Below are 17,537 nucleotides of genomic sequence, written 5' to 3' on the forward strand. Positions count from 1 at the left end.
ATAGGCGTCAAACGCCGGGCGACGGAAAAGCCGGATTAGTGTCTCAAAGCAGGGCGAAGTCATTGATTTAAATAAATTTATATCTGGGGGTTGACGACCCCTCAATCCATCCATAGAATGCGCGCCACTTACAGCGTAAAGCACACAGCGAAACGCGGTAGGCAGTGAATGTTGTACGCGTGTCCCCTTCGTCTAGTGGCCTAGGACACCGCCCTTTCACGGCGGTAACAGGGGTTCGAGTCCCCTAGGGGACGCCAATGCGGGAATAGCTCAGTTGGTAGAGCACGACCTTGCCAAGGTCGGGGTCGCGAGTTCGAGTCTCGTTTCCCGCTCCAATTTTAAACAGTGTTGCTTTCGAGCAGGGCTGAGTGAAACCAGAACCGACATCTTCGGGTGCGGATTTGGGCACTGAAATACACACCATGTGTTTCAGTTAGCGTGTCCCCTTCGTCTAGTGGCCTAGGACACCGCCCTTTCACGGCGGTAACAGGGGTTCGAGTCCCCTAGGGGACGCCATTTGCGGGAATAGCTCAGTTGGTAGAGCACGACCTTGCCAAGGTCGGGGTCGCGAGTTCGAGTCTCGTTTCCCGCTCCATATTTAACGAAAACGCCGCTCAGCAATGAGCGGCGTTTTTGTTTGTGCGTCATCCATAAAAAAGGACCTTAAGGTCCTTTTTTTGTTGTTATTGGGATCAAGACGATCAAAACGTCGGACCCGCGCCTGAACAGCGGGTCCGAAAGAGAATCAGAGTGTCGGCACCTGTCCGATGCGCCCCATCATCTCGGTCACGATCTGCAGGTCCAACAGGAACTGGTCGACGGTCTTGAACTCGTTGTCGGTGTGGCCGGTGTACTTGACCTCGGGCCTGGCCAGACCGAATTGCACGCCATTGGGCAGCTCATGGACCGAGGTGGCGCCGGCAGAAGTGCCGTATTTGTGTTCCATGCCAAGGTTTTCGCTGGTCACGGCCAGCAGGGCCTTGACCCATTCACCTTCAGGGTTGCGGTACATCGGCTCGGCGATCGAGTAGTCGAAGGCCGGCGCAACGTGGGTCTTCTTGCTCCAGGCGCCAAGCTTATCGGCGATTTCGGACTTGAGCGCTTCGGGAGACTTGCCCTTCGGCACCCGCAGGTTGACCGCGAGCTTGAAGGCTTTCTCATTCATCCCGACATAGGTCAGGGACGCGGTCAGCGGTCCCATGAAGGCATCCGAAAAACCGACCCCTAGTTTGCCACCCAGGTAATCCAGCCCCCAGTTGTCGGCGGCGTAACGGGCGGCGTCGGTAATGTGGTTGTGCTTGAGTGCGACTTTACCGTCGAGGCTGTTGATGAAGACCAGCATCCTGGCCACCGGGTTGATGCCGGACTCGGGTTCGGAGGAGTGGGCGGAAACGCCGGTGACCGTCAGCTTGACGTCCTTGCCATCGACCTTGGCGGTTACGTCGAAGTTACCGCCATTGCGCTTGGCATAATCGCTACCTGCCTTCTGCAGGCTGGCGGCCAATTCGGCAGGCTTGTCGCTCAACAGGGTGGCGACTGAAGTCGATGGAATCTGGTTGGTGGCCATGCCGCCGGACATTGAGATGATCTCGGCGCCCTTGCCGTCTGCCTTACGCTTGGTAAAGCTCGCCATGACGGTGCCGTAGCCTTTTTCGGCAATCACCACCGGGTAGCCGCCATCCAGCGCCAGGTTGTAGTTAGGTGTCGGGTTGTGTTCGAAGTAGTAAGGAATGGCGTCGCCAGTGGTTTCTTCGGTGGTATCCACCAGCAGCTTGAAATTGCGCGCCAGCGGCAGCTTCTCTTCCTTGATCACCTTCATGGCGTACAGCGCCACGACGATGCCGTTTTTGTCATCTTCGGTGCCCCGGCCATACATGCGGTCGCCGATCAGGGTGACCTTGAAAGGATCGAGGTGGGTGCCGTCTTTTAACACCCAGTTCTCCGGCGTCACCGGCACCACATCCGCGTGAGCATGGATGCCCACGACTTCATCGCCGCTGCCTTCGAGGGATATTTCATAGACGCGGTTGTCGATGTTGCGGAAGTTCAGGTTGAACGACTTCGCCAGGTCTTTGATCTTGTCGGCGATCTTCAGGAATTCCGGATTGTCGTGCTGAGCGACACCTTCCTTGCGAAAGGTTGGGATCTCTACCAGTTCGCGCAGCGATTCGAGGGCCTGCTTGCCGTACTTAACGCGCGTGTAGAGGCCCAGCAGGCGATGGATTTCGTTCTGCTGTTCAGCGGAAAGCGGCTTGTTGTCGAGGAAGGCGCTGACGGCGGGGCCAAGGTTGTCGGTTTTGGCGATCTCGCTCTTGGCCAGGCTTCCCAGAAACTGGTTGAAATCGGTGACGGATGCATCATTGAAGGTTTTGAGGATGATCGCGCTCTGCTGCGGTGTGATGTTGGCTTGCGCTGGCAGGGTGACGGACGAAAAGCTGGCCAGAATCAGGGTCGACGCGGCCAGGTGCTTGAGTGAAAAATCCATTGCGAGGGGCATTCCTTTGCAGGCAGTGAGTAGGAAATGTCTGATCGATCAGTCAGACAGCTTCGCAAACTAACACCACGAGCGAACGAAAGGGGAGCCCCTGAAGTGGGATGCCTCGCACAGAAATGCAAAAGCGGCGCACAAACGCAAAAGACCGGATGAGTCGTCGACTGATCCGGCCTTTTGTCTGGGCGTGTTTTTACATCGACAGTACCAAGCGTCCTGCGAACAGGATCAGAATCACGCCCATGCTGCGCTCAAACCAGTGCCCCAAGCGCATGAACAGCAGGCGGACCTTGCTGCTCGAGAAAAACAGCGCGACGACCACAAACCACAACGCATTCACGCCGCACATCCACAACCCGTACAGGGCCTGAATTTCCAGCGGTGTACTGGCGCTGATGATCGTGGTGAAAATCGCCAGAAAAAACAGCGTGGCCTTGGGGTTGGTGGCGTTGGTCAGAAAGCCGGTGGAGAACGCTCTGAGCAACGATTGCTCGCCCGGCGGCTCGTCGGTTGCCTTGTCACCTTCCAGCGTCGATTTGGGTTTGCTGCGGACCAGGCTGATGCCTAGGTAGAAAATGTAGGCACCGCCCACCACCTTGGCCACCGTCAATAGCCAGGGCGTTGTGTGCATCAACGCGCCGACCCCGAGCAGGGTGTAAAGCACATGCACCGAAATCCCCGCACCGATGCCCAGCGCCGTGCAAATCCCGACCAATCGACCGAAGCGCACGCTCTGACGGATGGTCACTGCGAAGTCCGGTCCGGGTGCGACCACGGCCAGAAAGTGGATAGTTGCCAGCGCCAGAAACTCGCCCAGGTAATTCGAAAGCATCTCAACTCCAGAAAGTAAGGGGTGAAGCATTGCCGCGATAGCCGACAAAGAACGAAAGGCTCAAGCGCGGATCGGCCACACCCGGTGTCACTGAGTGCATGCAGCGCGAATTGAACATGATGAAATCACCGGGTTCGGGAAGGATCTCCAGTGCCGGAGTGCCGAGCAGAGCCGGATCGATGCCGTAACTGTCGCCACGCATTTCGTCGAACTGATCCGCAGAAATGTCGTGGTCCCACATCTGCAGTGCCCCCCCCTCGGTGGGCATGTTCAGGTAAACATTGCAGGCGAACTGCGCTTCCAGGCTTCTGGCCTGGTAACTGTCTGGAGCGTCCTTGGCGAAAATATCGTGGTGGGCCAGAAAGCAGATCCCGGGTTTCACCACCCGGGACAACCCGACATACATCTTGCGGCCGTAGAGATTTTCCAGGTGCGCCCCCGCCGGCCAGGACTCATCGAGCATGCAGCGCAGGGTGTCGACGGGGGACGAATAGGGCGCACACCGGTTGCGCAATTCCGCAATGTTGCGGGTGGCGCGTTCGAAATAATCTTCAATCAGCAGCGGCTGGTTTTCCGCTTCATAAAACGCCATGCCGATACGGCCGATGCTCGGCGCATTGATATAGCCTTCGAAGCCAGGGGCGAGGATCTTGTCGCCAATCTGAATCGCCAGCGGCTTGGGCAACAAGCCTTTGACGCGGATGGCGAGGACTTCTTCATTGGCCAGTTTATTTATACACGTCTCATCGAGACGCTCGACGTCAAGCATCATGTCTTAGGTCCATCTATCAGATAGTCAACAGAACCCGCGACCGCAGGTTCCCCCGTCTCAGGCGATGACGAGAGCGGCATCGCCCATGTGCTCAATCCACGCTGTAGTGGACTGACAGCGTTCCTTTCTTCTGCGAAAGGGACGCGATCGTGACCGTGCCCAAATCCTTCAGGCTACGGACATGGGTGCCGCCGCAACCGTAGGCGGGCAGTTCACCGAAACCGATTTCCCGGGCGCCATCGCGAAGGGACGTCAGACGCGGCAGGTCATGGGCGATCCACTGCTCAATGCCGTGCTGAATGGTTTGGGCATCAACGTCCTGTGCTGAATCCGCCGGTTTGAACTGCACACGTCCTTCGCCCGGCCAGTGATGAGCCTTGATCGGCATCCAGCCCATGGCCTGGACGAAGTGGCCGATCAGATGGCCGGCAGAATGCATGCGGGTATTTAACTGGCGGCGTTGTTCGTCGACCCGAATCTGAGTCATGCCGAGTTTTATCGGGTGGTCGACGAAATGGATGATCCGGTCCGGATCCTGAACCACGCGCAGCACCCGACTTTCACCGATCCAGCCGGTGTCAAAGGGCTGTCCGCCGCCTTGGGGGTGAAACAATGTGGCGCGCAGCACCACGGCAAATTCGTTCTCGTGGGGCGTGCAATCCAGGACTTCCACATTAGCCTTGAGGTCATCACTATGGAAAAAGAGGCGAAGCGTCATATTCCATGCCCTATTAACAATTCTATTTTTTATTATATGAAGCGTGGAATTGCGTGATAATCCGTTCAAACATCAAAGGACTGTTGCGTTGTGAGCATAAATCTTCCACTGCCGCTGCTCGGTGAAATGGCGATTTTCGTCAAGGTTGTCGAGACCGGCAGCTTCTCCGAGGCAGCTCGCCAGTTGGGTGCTTCACCCTCGGCGGTCAGTCGCAGCATTTCGCGTCTGGAGAAGGCGCTCGCCACTCGTTTGCTGCAACGAACCACGCGCAAGTTGCGCTTGAGCGACGGTGGCGAAGAGGTGTTCAAGCGTTGCCAGGAGATGGTCAGCGCGGCCAAGTCGGTGATGGAAATCAGCGGTCAGTTCACCCAGGAGGCTGAAGGGGTGGTGCGAGTCAGCGTTCCCAAAGCCGTGGGGCGATTCGTGATTCACCCGCATATGCCGGAATTTCTGCGCCGTTATCCCAAAGTGGATGTGGAGTTGTTGCTTGAAGACCGCCAGGTAGATTTGATCGACGACAATGTTGATCTGGCGATTCGTATTACTGATCGACCACCCGCTGGGCTGGTAGGGCGGCAATTGCTGACCATCGATCATTTGCTCTGTGCAACGCCGCAATACCTGGCTGAACACGGCACACCAACTCATCCTCACGACTTGCTCAACCACAGCTGCATCTACCTGGGCGAAACCCCGAGCGATGCGCGCTGGAAATTCAAGAAAGGCACCAAGGCTGTAACCGTTGGTGTACGCGGACGTTATGCGGCCAATCACACCGGCGTACGGTTGGGTGCGGTGTTGCAGCACATCGGGATTGGCAGCCTGCCGTATTTCACCGCGCGTTATGCGCTGGAGCAGGGGCTTATAGTGCAAGTGCTACCCGACTGGACCTTTCTGGCGTCCTACCACGGCGGTGCCTGGCTGCTGCATTCGCCAACCCGTTATCTGCCCCCGAAGTTACGGGTGCTGATTGACTATCTGGTGGAGTGCCTGGAAAAGGAACCCACCCTGAGCAAGCCAGGCAAATTGAGTGATCCGGGCAAGGTCGCGGCGGAGTATGAGTTGCCGGAGAGTGATGGGTTGCTCTGAAGCGAAGATCAAAAAAAGGCCCGCCTGGTCAACCATGCGGGCCTTTTGCATTTCTGACCGTGGATCAGTGCTTGCTGTCCTGGTTCGACATCGCCAGCAGCTGTTTTTCCTGGTTCCAGTCAAACGGTTCGTCGTTTTGTTCGGCTTCGAAACGACGTTCTTCCAGCGCCTGGTACAAGTCGATTTCATCGTCGGGCATGTAATGCAGGCAGTCACCGGCGAAGTACCACAGCAGATCGCGCGGGACCAGGTGGGCGATTTGCGGATAGCGGGTGATCACCTGGCACAGAATGTCCTGGCCCAGGTATTGGCTTTCGATCGGGTCGACCGGCAGCAACGCACGCAGTTCGTCGAAGCGCTCCAGGAACAAGGCATGGCTTTCTTCGGGAACTTGTTCGGCCTCACCTACGGCGACCAGGATGCTACGCAAGTGGTCAAGCAAGACGAGATGGTCGGCAACGACATTGGACACGAGATAAGTCCTCAAGAGCAAAACGGGCGCAGGAGTATAAAGCCCCTGCGCCCGTTTTTACATGGTGGAGAGTACAACATGGATCAGCGGACCTTTCCGTCTGCCAGCGCCAGCTCATCTTTGTCGAAATCATCGACATCGATCACCTTGCGCCGCGCCGCTTCGGCGTCACGCAGGGTCTGTGCTTCCACCGGCTGCAACACACCTGCCTCCAGTGCCGCATCGATAGCGTGCTCCCCGGCGACCGGTTTGACCTGACCGCTTTTGAGCGCCACATGCAGCTTTTTCTGCAACGGCTGCGCTGCGTTCAACAGGTTGCAGGCGTGTTGAAGAGCACCGACGGCGTCTTCGGCCGATTGCGGACGGTAGCAACCGCCCAGCAACTCTTCGAGGGTCGGATCGCCCTTGGCCCGGCCGATCACCGCAGCCACTTCGGCACCGAGTTTATCCGACGGCCCTTTGTGACGACGACCAAACGGGAACACGATCACTCGCAGCAGGCAACCCAGCACCTTGTTCGGGAAGTTGCTCAGCAGTTCATCCAGTGCGCGTTCCGACTGACCCAGGCTTTCTTCCATGGCCCAAGTAAACAGCGGCGCCATGTGCTCCGGTGAATCGAGGTCGTGGTAACGCTTTAGCGCGGCGGAGGCGAGGTACATGTTGCTGAGTACATCCCCTAGACGCGCCGACAGGCGTTCACGACGTTTCAGTTCGCCGCCCAGCAACATCATGCTCAGGTCAGCCAGCATGGCGAACGCGGCAGCCTGACGGTTGAGCGCACGGAAATAACCCTGGCTGAGCTTGTCTCCCGGAGCGTGTTCGAAGTGACCGAAGCCGAGGTTCAGCACCAGCGTGCTGGCAGCATTGCTCACGGCAAAACCGATGTGCTTGAGTAGCAAACCGTCGAATTCTATGAGTGCCTGATCCTTGTCTTCACGGCCGGCGAGGGCCATTTCTTTCAGTACGAAGGGATGGCAGCGAATAGCTCCCTGGCCGAAGATCATCAGGTTGCGCGAGAGAATGTTCGCGCCTTCCACGGTGATGAAAATCGGTGCGCCATTCCAGCTGCGACCGAGGTAGTTGTTCGGCCCCATGATGATTGCCTTGCCACCATGAACATCCATGGCGTGACTGATGCACTCGCGGCCGCGTTCAGTGAGGTGGTACTTGAGAATCGCCGACAGCACCGACGGTTTCTCGCCGAGGTCCACCGCGTTGGCGGTCAGCATCCGCGCGGCATCCATCATCCAGGCGTTGCCGCCGATGCGCGCCAACGCTTCCTGGATCCCTTCAAATGCCGACAGAGGAACATTGAATTGCTCACGGATCTGAGCGTACTGGCCGGTTACCAGACTGGTGAACTTGGCGGCGCCGGTGCCGACCGCAGGCAGGGAAATCGAACGCCCCACCGACAGGCAGTTCATCAGCATCATCCAGCCTTTGCCGAGCATTTCCTGGCCGCCGATGAGGAAATCGAGTGGTACGAATACATCTTTGCCGGAGTTCGGGCCGTTCATGAATGCAGCGCCCAACGGCAGATGGCGGCGACCGATTTCAACCCCGGCGGTATCAGTTGGGATCAACGCCAGACTGATGCCCAAGTCCTCCTCCTCACCCAGCAGGTGATCCGGGTCGTAGGCCTTGAAGGCCAGGCCGAGGAGGGTGGCGACCGGGCCCAGCGTGATGTAACGCTTTTCCCAGTTCAGGCGCAGGCCCAAGGTTTCCTTGCCTTCCCATTGACCTTTGCAGATCACCCCGGTGTCGGGCATGGCGCCGGCATCAGAGCCGGCCAGTGGACCGGTCAATGCGAAACACGGGATGTCATCGCCGCGCGCCAGTCGTGGCAGGTAATGGTTGCGTTGTTCGTCGGTGCCGTAATGCAGCAGCAGTTCGGCCGGGCCGAGGGAATTGGGGACCATCACGGTGGACGCGAGGTCGCCGCTGCGGGTCGCCAGTTTCATCGCCACCTGGGAGTGGGCATAGGCGGAGAAACCCTTGCCGCCAAACTCCTTGGGAATGATCAGGGCGAAGAAGCCGTTTTCCTTGATGTGGGTCCAGGCTTCGGCCGGCAGGTCCATGGTTTGACCGATCTGCCAGTCGCTGACCATGGCGCAGAGTTCTTCGGTCGGGCCGTCGATAAAGGCCTGTTCCTCGTCGCTCAGCTGCGCTTTTGGATAGGACAGCAGTGTGTTCCAGTCCGGGCGACCGCTGAACAGTTCGCCGTCCCACCACACGGTGCCGGCATCGATCGCATCGCGTTCGGTTTCCGACATCGGCGGCAGGGTTTTCTGGAACCAGCTGAACAGCGGCGCACTGAAATATTTACGGCGCAGGTCGGGGAGCAACAAGGGCGCTGCGACAGCCGCGATCAACACCCAGAGAACCAGCAGCAACCAGCCGGGCGCGCGGCTGAAAGCGCCCATCGCCACCACGTAAACGGCAACGACGCACAGGGCGGGCAATGGGGCGATACGACGGTGGGCTAAATACGCAATCCCGACAACCAGAACCAGTATCCACAACAGCAGCATATTTAATCCTCCATGAAACCAGGGTAAACCAACCTTCAGAGCTTAGACGGCATCCGCAAAACAGGGTGGTCAGAGCGATGTGATTGAAATCGTGGGAAACCTTCGATGAGTTTTGTAGGACTCGTTGGCGCCGGGCCGCGCAAATCGTTCGTTGGGCGGGCGGCAAAGCGTCCATGTTTGGCCGAAACGTCGTTATCTCTGTGCTGAAGCTGTCGCTAGACTCGTGGCTTCCCCAGGAGATTGTTCTCATGCACGAGTATCTGAGTTCCGGCCGCTTCATCGATAGTGACCACCCGTCGGTGGTGGAGTTCGCCGAAAAACATCGCGGCGCCAGTCGTGACCCGCTCGAGCAGGCGATCAATCTCTATTACGCCGTGCGCGAGGCCGTGCGTTACAACCCTTACACCTTCAGTCGCGACCCAGACACCTTGCGCGGCAGTTATGCGTTGGCAGCGGGGGAGAGTTATTGCGTGCCCAAAGCCACGCTCCTGGCCGGATGCGCCCGGCATTGCGCGATCCCTGCGCGTATCGGTCTGGCAGACGTGCGCAATCATTTGTCGACGCCGCGGTTGCTCGAGTTGCTCAAGAGCGATGTGTTCGCCATGCACGGCTATACGGAGCTGTACCTGAACGGTCGCTGGGTCAAAGCCACGCCAGCGTTCAATCAAGGCTTGTGCGAACTGTTCAATGTCGCACCACTGGAATTCGACGGAATCAACGACAGCGTATTCCATCCGTTCAATCGCGACGGCGAGCAGTTGATGGAGTACCTGGTCGACCACGGCCCGTTCACCGACGTGCCTGAAGCATTCTTTTTCGAGCACTTGGAGAAGTGTTATCCGCATCTGTTCAGCGACACACTGCCAGTGTTGCTGGGTGACATGCCGAGCGATTTGAGTCGCGCCTGATCCGGCGTATGCTGCCTGCGCGTTCATCCATAAAGAGGCGGTCATGCTGAAGATCTGGGGTCGGAAAAACTCATCGAATGTCAGAAAACCTTTGTGGGCCGCCGAGGAGCTGGGCCTGGCTTATGAAGCTATCGATGCGGGCGGCGCCTTTGGTGTAGTGGATACGCTGGAGTACCGCGCGATGAACCCCAATGGCCGGGTGCCGGTGATTCAGGACGACGGTTTCGTGTTGTGGGAATCCAATGCCATCGTGCGTTACCTGATGGCTCGGCATGCCAACGGCACGGCCTGGTATCCGGAAGACCATCAGGCGCGGGCGTGCGCCGACAAATGGATGGACTGGACCACTTCAAGCTTTGCCGGGCCGTTCCGCACTGTGTTTTGGGGTGTATTGCGCACGCCGAAAGAACAGCAGGATTGGCCAGCCATCAACGCTGCGATCAAGGCGTGCGATGGCTTGCTGTCGATGGCCGACCAGGCGCTCGCGACTCAACCATACCTGTCGGGCGATGAGATCGGCATGGGCGACATTCCTTTGGGCAGTTTCATTTATGCCTGGTTCGAGATGCCGATCGAGCGCGCGCCGCAGCCTCATCTGCAAGCCTGGTATGCACGCCTGAAACAGCGTCCGGCGTATCAGAAAGCGGTGATGACCGCGTTGACTTAATACTCACTATCGACACACTTGACTGTACTTGTGTGGCAGCGACAAGCACCATTGCGCTCACGCGCCGCGGTTGTATTCGTCGCCGCCCGCCCTTATTTGTCTCTTTCTTCCCTTCATGGTGCGTAAATCCGATATGAGTTCCGCTCTGTCCATCCGGCAGCTAACCAAAACCTACGGCAACGGTTTCCAGGCCCTGAGTGGTATCGATCTGGACGTCGCCGAAGGTGACTTTTTCGCCTTGCTCGGCCCGAATGGCGCTGGCAAATCCACAACCATCGGCATTCTCTCGACCCTGGTGAACAAGACCAGCGGGACGGTGAATATCTTTGGTCACGACCTGGACAAGAATCCTGCGCAGCTCAAGCGCTCCATCGGCGTGGTGCCCCAGGAATTCAACTTCAACCAGTTCGAAAAGACCTTCGACATCGTCGTGACTCAGGCCGGTTACTACGGCATCCCGCCGAAAATCGCCAAGGAACGCGCCGAGCAATACCTGACCCAACTGGGTCTGTGGGACAAGCGCGATACGCCATCGCGTTCACTGTCCGGCGGCATGAAGCGTCGACTGATGATCGCTCGTGCGCTGGTTCACGAACCGCGCCTGCTGATCCTCGACGAACCGACGGCGGGTGTGGACATCGAACTGCGACGTTCGATGTGGACCTTCCTCACCGAGCTGAACAAGAAAGGCATCACCATCATCCTCACCACCCACTACCTGGAAGAGGCTGAGCAGTTGTGCCGCAACATCGGCATCATCGACCACGGCACGATCGTCGAGAACACCAGCATGAAACAGTTGCTCGGCCAACTGCATGTGGAAACGTTCCTGCTAGACATCCAAAACACGCTGCAAACCGCGCCGCAGTTGCTCGGTTATCCGACCAAGCTGCTCGACAGCCACACCCTTGAAGTTCAGGTCGACAAGGCCATGGGCATCACCGCGCTGTTCACCCAGTTGGCGCAACAGAACATCGAAGTGCTGAGCCTGCGTAACAAAACCAATCGCCTCGAGGAGTTGTTCGTGTCCCTGGTGGAGAAAAATCTGTCGAAGGTGGCGGTATGAGTTCCGAGCTGCAACCCAACCTCGTTGCCCTCAATACCATCGTTTACCGAGAGGTCAAACGCTTTACCCGGATCTGGCCGCAGACGCTGCTGCCGCCGGCAATCACCATGGTTCTGTACTTCGTGATCTTCGGCAATCTGATCGGTCGGCAGATCGGTGACATGGGTGGTTTCACCTACATGGAGTACATCGTGCCGGGGCTGATCATGATGTCGGTGATCACCAACTCTTACGGCAACGTGGTATCAAGCTTTTTCGGCAGCAAGTTCCAGCGTTCGATCGAAGAATTGATGGTGTCGCCGGTATCACCGCATACGATTCTGATCGGCTACACCCTGGGCGGCGTGCTGCGCGGCTTGATGGTCGGGGTCATTGTGACCCTGCTGTCGCTGTTCTTCACCGATTTGCAGGTGCATCACCTGGGCGTGACCATTCTGGTGGTGGTGCTGACAGCGACGATTTTCTCGCTGCTGGGCTTTATCAACGCCGTGTTTGCGCGCAACTTCGATGACATCTCGATCATCCCGACGTTTGTGCTGACACCGCTGACGTACCTGGGCGGGGTGTTTTACTCGATCTCCTTGCTGCCACCGTTCTGGCAGACCGTGTCCCTGGCCAACCCGGTGCTGCACATGGTCAACGCGTTCCGTTACGGCATTCTTGGCGTTTCGGACATCAGGATCAGCGTGGCGATCACCTTCATGCTGGTGGCGACCATCGTGTTGTATATCGGTTGCGCACGGCTACTGGTCAGCGGTCGCGGGATGCGTACCTAGGGAAGACCGAGTCGCCTTCTTCGCGAGCAGGCTCGCTCCCACACTGGATCTATGCCGTAACGAAGAACCCCTGTGGGAGCGAGCCTGCTCGCGAAGGCGTCAACCCAGGCGCCACAAAAAACGGCCTCCAAAAAATGGAGGCCGTTTTGCGTTTACTGCATCCGCTTTTTCTTGCGCCGCCGCCACTGCCGCCCAACCCACCAGCGCCAGTACATCATGGTCAGGCAATAGGCGAGGGCACCCAGTACCAGCCCCATCACCACTGAACCGAGCAAAAACGGCTGCCACAGGGAGGAGAGTTCGCCGCTGATCCATTCCCAGGTCAGTTCATCCGGCAGATGGCGTGCAGGGACGTCCATCAACCAGGCACCGGTCTGGTAGGTGCAGAAGAACACAGCAGGCATGGTGATCGGGTTGGTCAGCCAGACCAGACTGACGGCAATCGGCATGTTGCCCCGGACCATGATTGCCAGTATGGCGGCGACCAGCATCTGCAACGGTATTGGCAGGAATGCCGCGAACAGACCAACAGCCATGGCCCGTGCGACGGAATGGCGGTTGAGGTGCCAGAGGTTCGGGTCATGCAGCAGCGTGCCGAGAAAGCGTAAGGATTTGTGTTCCCTGATGCTGGTCGGGTCTGGCATGTAACGTTTGAACAAGCGCCGGGGCATAAGGCTTCTCGGTCGGTTAAGGCGGCAAGTATGTCTGGATTCTATGAACCGCCCATTCAGACTTTGTGACAATTAATAACGATGCCTGTGCGGTTAGCCGTCTATGCCTAGAAGAGAACTCTCAAGGACGGGCGTATGCGCACAGGGATGATGGCGCTGGCATTGGGTCTGTTGATCCTGCGTTTTTTACCGGTATTACCGCCGGTCTGGTTTTGGATGTTGCTGCCGGTAATCGGTTTGATGGTGCTGCCGTTTCGCAGCTATCCACTGGCATTTTTGCTGTTCGGCTTCAGTTGGGCGTGCGCGCAGGCGCAGTGGGCACTGGATGATCGGCTGCCGATGAGCCTCGATGGTGAAACTCGTTGGGTTGAAGGGCGGGTGGTGGGATTGCCCCAGAACAATGAGGCAGTCGTGCGTTTCGAATTGGCGGACGCCCGGTCTCGACACGGTAAATTGCCGCAACTGATACGCCTGGCCTGGTATGACGGACCGCCGGTGCATAGCGGCGAACGATGGCGACTGGCAATCAAGTTGAAGCGTCCTGCCGGGTTGCTCAATCCCCATGCCTTCGATTACGACGCCTGGCTGCTGGCGCAACACATCGGCGCAACCGGGACGGTAAAGGATGGTGAGCGGCTGATGGAAACCCAGTGGGCCTGGCGCGACGGCATTCGCCAGCGTTTGCAGTCCGTGGATGCCCAGGGGCGAACCGGTGCGCTGACGGCGTTGGTGCTGGGGGATGGCGCCGGACTGAGTCGCGAAGACTGGCAGGTGCTGCAAGACACTGGCACTGTCCATCTGTTGGTGATTTCCGGCCAGCACATCGGCTTGTTGGCAGGGCTGGTGTATCTGCTGATCGCCGGGTTGGCCCGTTATGGCCTGTGGCCCAAACGCTTGCCTTGGCTGCCGTGGGCCTGTGGACTGGCGTTCGCGGCTGCTCTCGGTTATGGGCTGCTGGCCGGTTTCGAGGTGCCGGTGCGGCGGGCCTGCGTGATGATCGGCCTGGTGCTGTTGTGGCGGCTGCGATTTCGCCACCTCGGTGCCTGGTGGCCATTGTTGTTGGCGCTCAATGGCGTTTTGTTGCTTGACCCGCTGGCGAGCCTGCAACCGGGGTTCTGGTTGTCATTTGCAGCGGTGGCGGTGTTGATTTTCACCTTTGGTGGTCGGTTGGGCCCATGGCGTTGGTGGCAAGCGTGGACCCGCGCCCAATGGCTGATCGCGATCGGTCTGTGCCCATTGCTGCTGGTGCTCGGGTTGCCGATCAGCCTCAGCGGGCCAGTGGCCAATTTGCTGGCGGTGCCGTGGATCAGTCTGGTCGTGCTGCCTCCGGCGTTGTTGGGTACGTTGTTTTTACCCCTTCCTTATGTGGGCGAAGGGCTGCTGTGGTTGGCAGGCGGTTTGATCGACCTTTTGTTCAAGGGCTTGGCGCTGATCGCCGGGTACTTGCCCGCGTGGGTGCCGGTGGCGATTCCGTTGTGGATATGGGCCCTCGGCGCACTGGGTGCCGTTCTACTATTAATGCCTCGAGGTGTGCCGTTTCGCGCGTTGGGCTGGCCGATGCTGCTGTTGCTGGTTTTTCCGCCCCGGCAAATCTTGCCTGAAGGCATCGCCGAAGTCTGGCAGCTGGATGTCGGCCAAGGTCTGGCAATCCTGGTGCGCACCCGTCATCACACGCTGTTGTATGACACCGGGCCACGTTTCGGCGATTTCGACCTGGGCGAACGGGTGGTCCTGCCTTCGTTGCGCAAACTGGGCGTGAACGGACTCGATCTGATGCTGATCAGCCATGCCGACGCCGATCATGCTGGCGGCGCCCGGGCCGTTGCCAATGGCTTGCCGGTGAAGCGAGTCGTCAGTGGCGATCCCCTGGCGCTGCCTGCCGAGTTGCAGGCAGACGGTTGCGAGAGCGGCAAGCAATGGGTCTGGGACGATGTGAGGTTCCAGCTCTGGCAGTGGTCTTCAGCCAACGACAGCAATCAAAAATCCTGCGTCCTGCAGATAGAAGCCAACGGTGAGCGAATGTTGCTGACCGGTGATATAGACGCCGCAGCCGAGCGAGCCCTGCTCGACAGTCCGCTGGCCGTACCTACGGACTGGCTGCAAGCGCCGCATCACGGCAGCCGCAGTTCATCTTCAATGACGCTGCTCAACGGGCTGCAACCCAAAGCGGTATTGATCTCCCGCGGCCAGGGCAATTCATTCGGTCATCCCCATCCCACGGTCATGGCGCGCTATCAAAAGCGCGGGATGTTGATCTATGACAGCGCCGAACAGGGCGCCATCCGTCTGCAACTGGGACGCTTCAAACCGCCGTGGACGATGCGTCAAGAACAGCGTTTCTGGCGCTCTGCGCAATAACCCAGAGTTATTAAAGCCCGACCGGATGCGACATCACGGTCTTCGGTGCGCTCACCCCTTATGTTAGAGTGGCGCACTTTTTCGAGGGGACTGTCACTGTGTGGGAATTGGTCAAATCCGGCGGCTGGATGATGATACCGATCATACTGAGCTCCATCGCGGCAATGGCGATCGTCGCCGAACGCCTCTGGACCCTGCGAGCCAGCCGTGTGACCCCGGAGCATTTGCTCGGGCAGGTCTGGGTCTGGATCAAGGACAAACAACTCAATAAAGACAAACTCAAGGAGCTGCGCGCCAACTCGCCGTTGGGCGAGATCCTGGCTGCCGGTCTAGCCAACTCCAGGCATGGTCGCGAGATCATGAAAGAGTGCATTGAAGAGGCTGCCGCGCGGGTCATCCACGAGCTCGAACGCTACATCAATGCGCTGGGCACCATCGCCGCCATGGCCCCGTTGCTGGGGCTGTTGGGGACGGTATTGGGCATGATCGATATCTTCAGCGCGTTCATGGGCTCGGGCATGGCCTCCAACGCCGCCGTATTGGCCGGTGGTATCTCCAAGGCGCTGATAACCACGGCAGCAGGCCTGATGGTCGGTATCCCGGCGGTATTCTTCCACCGTTTCCTGCAACGCCGGATCGACGAACTGGTGGTGGGCATGGAGCAGGAAGCGATCAAACTGGTTGAGGTGGTACAGGGTGACCGTGATGTTGACCTGAATGGGGGCAAAGCGTGAAATTCCGCCGCAAGCAACGGGAGAATGTAGACATCAACCTCGCGTCGCTGATCGACGTGGTGTTTATCCTGCTGCTGTTTTTCGTTGTCACCACCACGTTTACCCGTGAAACCCAGTTGCGTGTTGAGCTGCCGGAAGCGGTCAGCGGTTCGCCTGCCGAAGACCAGCAAGTCAAACAGCTGGACGTTGCCATCAGTGCCGAAGGCGCGTTCTCGGTGAATAATCAGGTATTGCCCAAGAACGACCTGGCGACCCTGATGGAAGCGCTGCAGAAAGAATCCAGTGGCGACACCAGCCTGCCGCTGTCCATCAGCGCTGATGGCAAGACTCCGCATCAGTCTGTTATCACCGCCATGGACGCCGCCGGTAAACTTGGTTTCAGTCACTTGCGCATGACCACTGTCGAGGCGGCACCCGCGCCCTGATGGCCATGTCCGATCGCTTGCTCACCGCGTGGTACGAAGGTCATCCGGCGCTGAAGTTGTTACAGCCGCTGGAGTGGCTGTATCGGCGCGTGGTGATGAACAAGCGCAAACGCTTCCTGGCGGGTGAAGGGGGGATCTATCAGCCGCCGGTGCCGCTGATCGTGGTCGGCAACATCACTGTTGGCGGCACCGGCAAGACGCCACTGATTCTGTGGATGATCCAGCACTGCCAGCTCAGCGGTCTGCGGGTCGGTGTGGTCAGCCGCGGGTACGGCGCCAAACCGCCGCAACTGCCGTGGCGGGTTGAGGCGGATCAAAGCGCCGAGATCGCGGGAGACGAGCCGCTGTTGATCGTCCAGCGCACCGGCGTGCCATTGATGATCGACCCAGATCGCAGCCGTGCCGTCAAAGCGTTGCTGGCGAGTGAGCCGCTGGACCTGATCCTGTCCGACGACGGCATGCAGCATTACCGGCTGGCCCGCGACCTGGAACTGGTACTGATCGACGCCGCCCGAGGCTTGGGCAACAAACGTTGCCTGCCGGCCGGCCCCTTGCGTGAACCGGTCGAACGCCTGCAAAGCGTCGACGCCGTGTTGTACAACGGCGCCGCCGGGGATCGCGAAGACGGTTTTGCCTTCCAGCTTCAACCCTCCGAACTGGTCAATCTGCACAGCGGCGAGCGGCGTCCCCTCGACCACTTTCCCGCTGGCCAGGCGCTGCACGCCGTGGCCGGGATCGGCAATCCACAGCGTTTCTTCACGACCCTCGAAACGCTACACTGGCAGCCAGTCCCGCATGCGTTTGCCGACCACGCCGACTACAGCGCGCAGGCCTTGAGTTTCACACCGTCATTGCCGTTGGTGATGACCGAAAAGGACGCGGTGAAGTGCCGTGCCTTCGCCGCCGCCGATTGGTGGTACCTGGCGGTCGATGCTGCGCCATCGCCGGCCTTCGTGGCCTGGTTCGATACGCAGCTGATGCGCCTGTTGCCGGCTCGTCTTTTGCCTTAAATCCGTTTTTATCCAGG

General features: G+C 58.8%; 16 protein-coding genes and 4 tRNA genes. 13 read left to right on the plus strand and 7 right to left on the minus strand.

Annotated elements, in window-relative coordinates; translation table 11 throughout:
- The first annotated feature begins 181 nt into the window (after nucleotides 1-181).
- The 4 genes from ACYZTR_RS08275 to ACYZTR_RS08290 all read left to right on the plus strand — a co-directional run bounded on the left by ACYZTR_RS08275 (nucleotide 182) and on the right by ACYZTR_RS08290 (nucleotide 595).
- A tRNA-Glu gene (locus ACYZTR_RS08275) sits at nucleotides 182-257 on the plus strand.
- Between the two features lie 2 nt (nucleotides 258-259).
- Nucleotides 260-335, plus strand: a tRNA-Gly gene (locus tag ACYZTR_RS08280).
- Between the two features lie 105 nt (nucleotides 336-440).
- Nucleotides 441-516 (plus strand) — tRNA-Glu (locus ACYZTR_RS08285).
- A 3-nt stretch (nucleotides 517-519) separates the two neighbouring features.
- A tRNA-Gly gene (locus ACYZTR_RS08290) sits at nucleotides 520-595 on the plus strand.
- A gap of 150 nt (nucleotides 596-745) precedes the next feature.
- Here the strand turns inward: ACYZTR_RS08290 and ACYZTR_RS08295 are convergent.
- The 4 genes from ACYZTR_RS08295 to ACYZTR_RS08310 all read right to left on the minus strand — a co-directional run bounded on the left by ACYZTR_RS08295 (nucleotide 746) and on the right by ACYZTR_RS08310 (nucleotide 4,813).
- Nucleotides 746-2,485 carry a dipeptidase gene (locus ACYZTR_RS08295; RefSeq protein ID WP_461977929.1) on the minus strand — a complete coding sequence of 580 codons (1,740 nt, stop codon included), beginning with the start codon at nucleotides 2,483-2,485 and terminating at the stop codon, nucleotides 746-748.
- 199 nt (nucleotides 2,486-2,684) lie between these two features.
- On the minus strand, nucleotides 2,685-3,323 hold the full coding sequence (locus ACYZTR_RS08300; protein ID WP_461977931.1) for a LysE family translocator: 639 nt from the start codon (nucleotides 3,321-3,323) through the stop codon (nucleotides 2,685-2,687).
- A gap of 1 nt (nucleotide 3,324) precedes the next feature.
- Nucleotides 3,325-4,095: a 2OG-Fe(II) oxygenase gene (locus ACYZTR_RS08305; protein ID WP_461977932.1), complete on the minus strand. Its 771-nt coding sequence runs from the start codon at nucleotides 4,093-4,095 to the stop codon at nucleotides 3,325-3,327.
- Between the two features lie 91 nt (nucleotides 4,096-4,186).
- The gene (locus ACYZTR_RS08310) at nucleotides 4,187-4,813 is read right to left on the minus strand and encodes an alanyl-tRNA editing protein (RefSeq protein WP_461977934.1); all 627 of its coding nucleotides are present in this window, start codon (nucleotides 4,811-4,813) and stop codon (nucleotides 4,187-4,189) included.
- Nucleotides 4,814-4,903: 90 nt separating this feature from the next.
- Between ACYZTR_RS08310 and ACYZTR_RS08315 the strand changes: the two genes are divergently transcribed.
- Entirely contained in the window at nucleotides 4,904-5,902 is a 999-nt protein-coding gene (locus tag ACYZTR_RS08315) for a LysR family transcriptional regulator (RefSeq protein ID WP_461977936.1), read from the plus strand.
- 64 nt (nucleotides 5,903-5,966) lie between these two features.
- Here the strand turns inward: ACYZTR_RS08315 and ACYZTR_RS08320 are convergent, their stop codons facing one another.
- Nucleotides 5,967-6,374 carry a PA2817 family protein gene (locus ACYZTR_RS08320; protein WP_007905217.1) on the minus strand — a complete coding sequence of 136 codons (408 nt, stop codon included), beginning with the start codon at nucleotides 6,372-6,374 and terminating at the stop codon, nucleotides 5,967-5,969.
- 83 nt (nucleotides 6,375-6,457) lie between these two features.
- Nucleotides 6,458-8,905, minus strand: a complete 2,448-nt coding sequence (locus tag ACYZTR_RS08325) for an acyl-CoA dehydrogenase (RefSeq protein ID WP_461977938.1) — start codon at nucleotides 8,903-8,905, stop codon at nucleotides 6,458-6,460.
- A gap of 248 nt (nucleotides 8,906-9,153) precedes the next feature.
- Here ACYZTR_RS08325 and ACYZTR_RS08330 point away from each other — a divergent pair, with 248 nt between their 5' ends.
- The 4 genes from ACYZTR_RS08330 (at nucleotide 9,154) to ACYZTR_RS08345 (ending at nucleotide 12,322) form a co-directional block, all read left to right on the plus strand.
- Nucleotides 9,154-9,813, plus strand: coding sequence for a transglutaminase-like domain-containing protein (locus tag ACYZTR_RS08330; RefSeq protein WP_461977940.1), 660 nt, complete (start codon nucleotides 9,154-9,156; stop codon nucleotides 9,811-9,813).
- Between the two features lie 43 nt (nucleotides 9,814-9,856).
- Nucleotides 9,857-10,480: a glutathione S-transferase family protein gene (locus ACYZTR_RS08335; RefSeq protein ID WP_461977942.1), complete on the plus strand. Its 624-nt coding sequence runs from the start codon at nucleotides 9,857-9,859 to the stop codon at nucleotides 10,478-10,480.
- Between the two features lie 133 nt (nucleotides 10,481-10,613).
- Nucleotides 10,614-11,546: an ABC transporter ATP-binding protein gene (locus tag ACYZTR_RS08340; RefSeq protein WP_461977944.1), complete on the plus strand. Its 933-nt coding sequence runs from the start codon at nucleotides 10,614-10,616 to the stop codon at nucleotides 11,544-11,546.
- Nucleotides 11,543-12,322 (plus strand): ABC transporter permease, encoded by a 780-nt coding sequence (locus ACYZTR_RS08345; protein ID WP_449645220.1) that lies wholly within the window; start codon nucleotides 11,543-11,545, stop codon nucleotides 12,320-12,322. The genes ACYZTR_RS08340 and ACYZTR_RS08345 overlap by 4 nt, the downstream gene beginning before the upstream one ends.
- 152 nt (nucleotides 12,323-12,474) lie before the next feature.
- On the opposite strand, the gene ACYZTR_RS08350 is transcribed toward ACYZTR_RS08345, so the two are convergent.
- Complete coding sequence (locus tag ACYZTR_RS08350; RefSeq protein ID WP_461977945.1) at nucleotides 12,475-12,993, minus strand: DUF2062 domain-containing protein; 519 nt, start codon at nucleotides 12,991-12,993, stop codon at nucleotides 12,475-12,477.
- A 135-nt stretch (nucleotides 12,994-13,128) separates the two neighbouring features.
- Between ACYZTR_RS08350 and ACYZTR_RS08355 the strand changes: the two genes are divergently transcribed.
- From ACYZTR_RS08355 to lpxK, 4 genes are all read left to right on the plus strand, one after another.
- Nucleotides 13,129-15,351: a DNA internalization-related competence protein ComEC/Rec2 gene (locus tag ACYZTR_RS08355; RefSeq protein WP_461977947.1), complete on the plus strand. Its 2,223-nt coding sequence runs from the start codon at nucleotides 13,129-13,131 to the stop codon at nucleotides 15,349-15,351.
- A 98-nt stretch (nucleotides 15,352-15,449) separates the two neighbouring features.
- A complete protein-coding gene (locus ACYZTR_RS08360; RefSeq protein ID WP_461977949.1) occupies nucleotides 15,450-16,085 on the plus strand; it encodes a MotA/TolQ/ExbB proton channel family protein in 636 nt (211 codons plus the stop codon).
- Nucleotides 16,082-16,510, plus strand: a complete 429-nt coding sequence (locus ACYZTR_RS08365; protein ID WP_461977951.1) for an ExbD/TolR family protein — start codon at nucleotides 16,082-16,084, stop codon at nucleotides 16,508-16,510. Before ACYZTR_RS08360 ends, ACYZTR_RS08365 begins: the two co-directional genes overlap by 4 nt.
- On the plus strand, nucleotides 16,510-17,520 hold the full coding sequence (lpxK, locus tag ACYZTR_RS08370; protein WP_461977953.1) for a tetraacyldisaccharide 4'-kinase: 1,011 nt from the start codon (nucleotides 16,510-16,512) through the stop codon (nucleotides 17,518-17,520). Before ACYZTR_RS08365 ends, lpxK begins: the two co-directional genes overlap by 1 nt.
- Nucleotides 17,521-17,537: the final 17 nt, after the last annotated feature.

Source organism: Pseudomonas sp. Hz4, assembly GCF_054898165.1.

What these genes read in the sequence shown, in the direction of transcription:
- ACYZTR_RS08295 (WP_461977929.1), bottom strand. Translation starts at nt 2,485, where the DNA reads ATGGATTTTTCACTCAAGCACCTGGCCGCGTCGACCCTGATTCTGGCC.
- ACYZTR_RS08300 (WP_461977931.1), bottom strand. Translation starts at nt 3,323, where the DNA reads ATGCTTTCGAATTACCTGGGCGAGTTTCTGGCGCTGGCAACTATCCAC.
- ACYZTR_RS08305 (WP_461977932.1), bottom strand. Translation starts at nt 4,095, where the DNA reads ATGATGCTTGACGTCGAGCGTCTCGATGAGACGTGTATAAATAAACTG.
- ACYZTR_RS08310 (WP_461977934.1), bottom strand. Translation starts at nt 4,813, where the DNA reads ATGACGCTTCGCCTCTTTTTCCATAGTGATGACCTCAAGGCTAATGTG.
- ACYZTR_RS08325 (WP_461977938.1), bottom strand. Translation starts at nt 8,905, where the DNA reads ATGCTGCTGTTGTGGATACTGGTTCTGGTTGTCGGGATTGCGTATTTA.
- ACYZTR_RS08330 (WP_461977940.1), top strand. Translation starts at nt 9,154, where the DNA reads ATGCACGAGTATCTGAGTTCCGGCCGCTTCATCGATAGTGACCACCCG.
- ACYZTR_RS08335 (WP_461977942.1), top strand. Translation starts at nt 9,857, where the DNA reads ATGCTGAAGATCTGGGGTCGGAAAAACTCATCGAATGTCAGAAAACCT.
- ACYZTR_RS08340 (WP_461977944.1), top strand. Translation starts at nt 10,614, where the DNA reads ATGAGTTCCGCTCTGTCCATCCGGCAGCTAACCAAAACCTACGGCAAC.
- ACYZTR_RS08345 (WP_449645220.1), top strand. Translation starts at nt 11,543, where the DNA reads ATGAGTTCCGAGCTGCAACCCAACCTCGTTGCCCTCAATACCATCGTT.
- ACYZTR_RS08350 (WP_461977945.1), bottom strand. Translation starts at nt 12,993, where the DNA reads ATGCCCCGGCGCTTGTTCAAACGTTACATGCCAGACCCGACCAGCATC.
- ACYZTR_RS08355 (WP_461977947.1), top strand. Translation starts at nt 13,129, where the DNA reads ATGCGCACAGGGATGATGGCGCTGGCATTGGGTCTGTTGATCCTGCGT.
- lpxK (WP_461977953.1), top strand. Translation starts at nt 16,510, where the DNA reads ATGGCCATGTCCGATCGCTTGCTCACCGCGTGGTACGAAGGTCATCCG.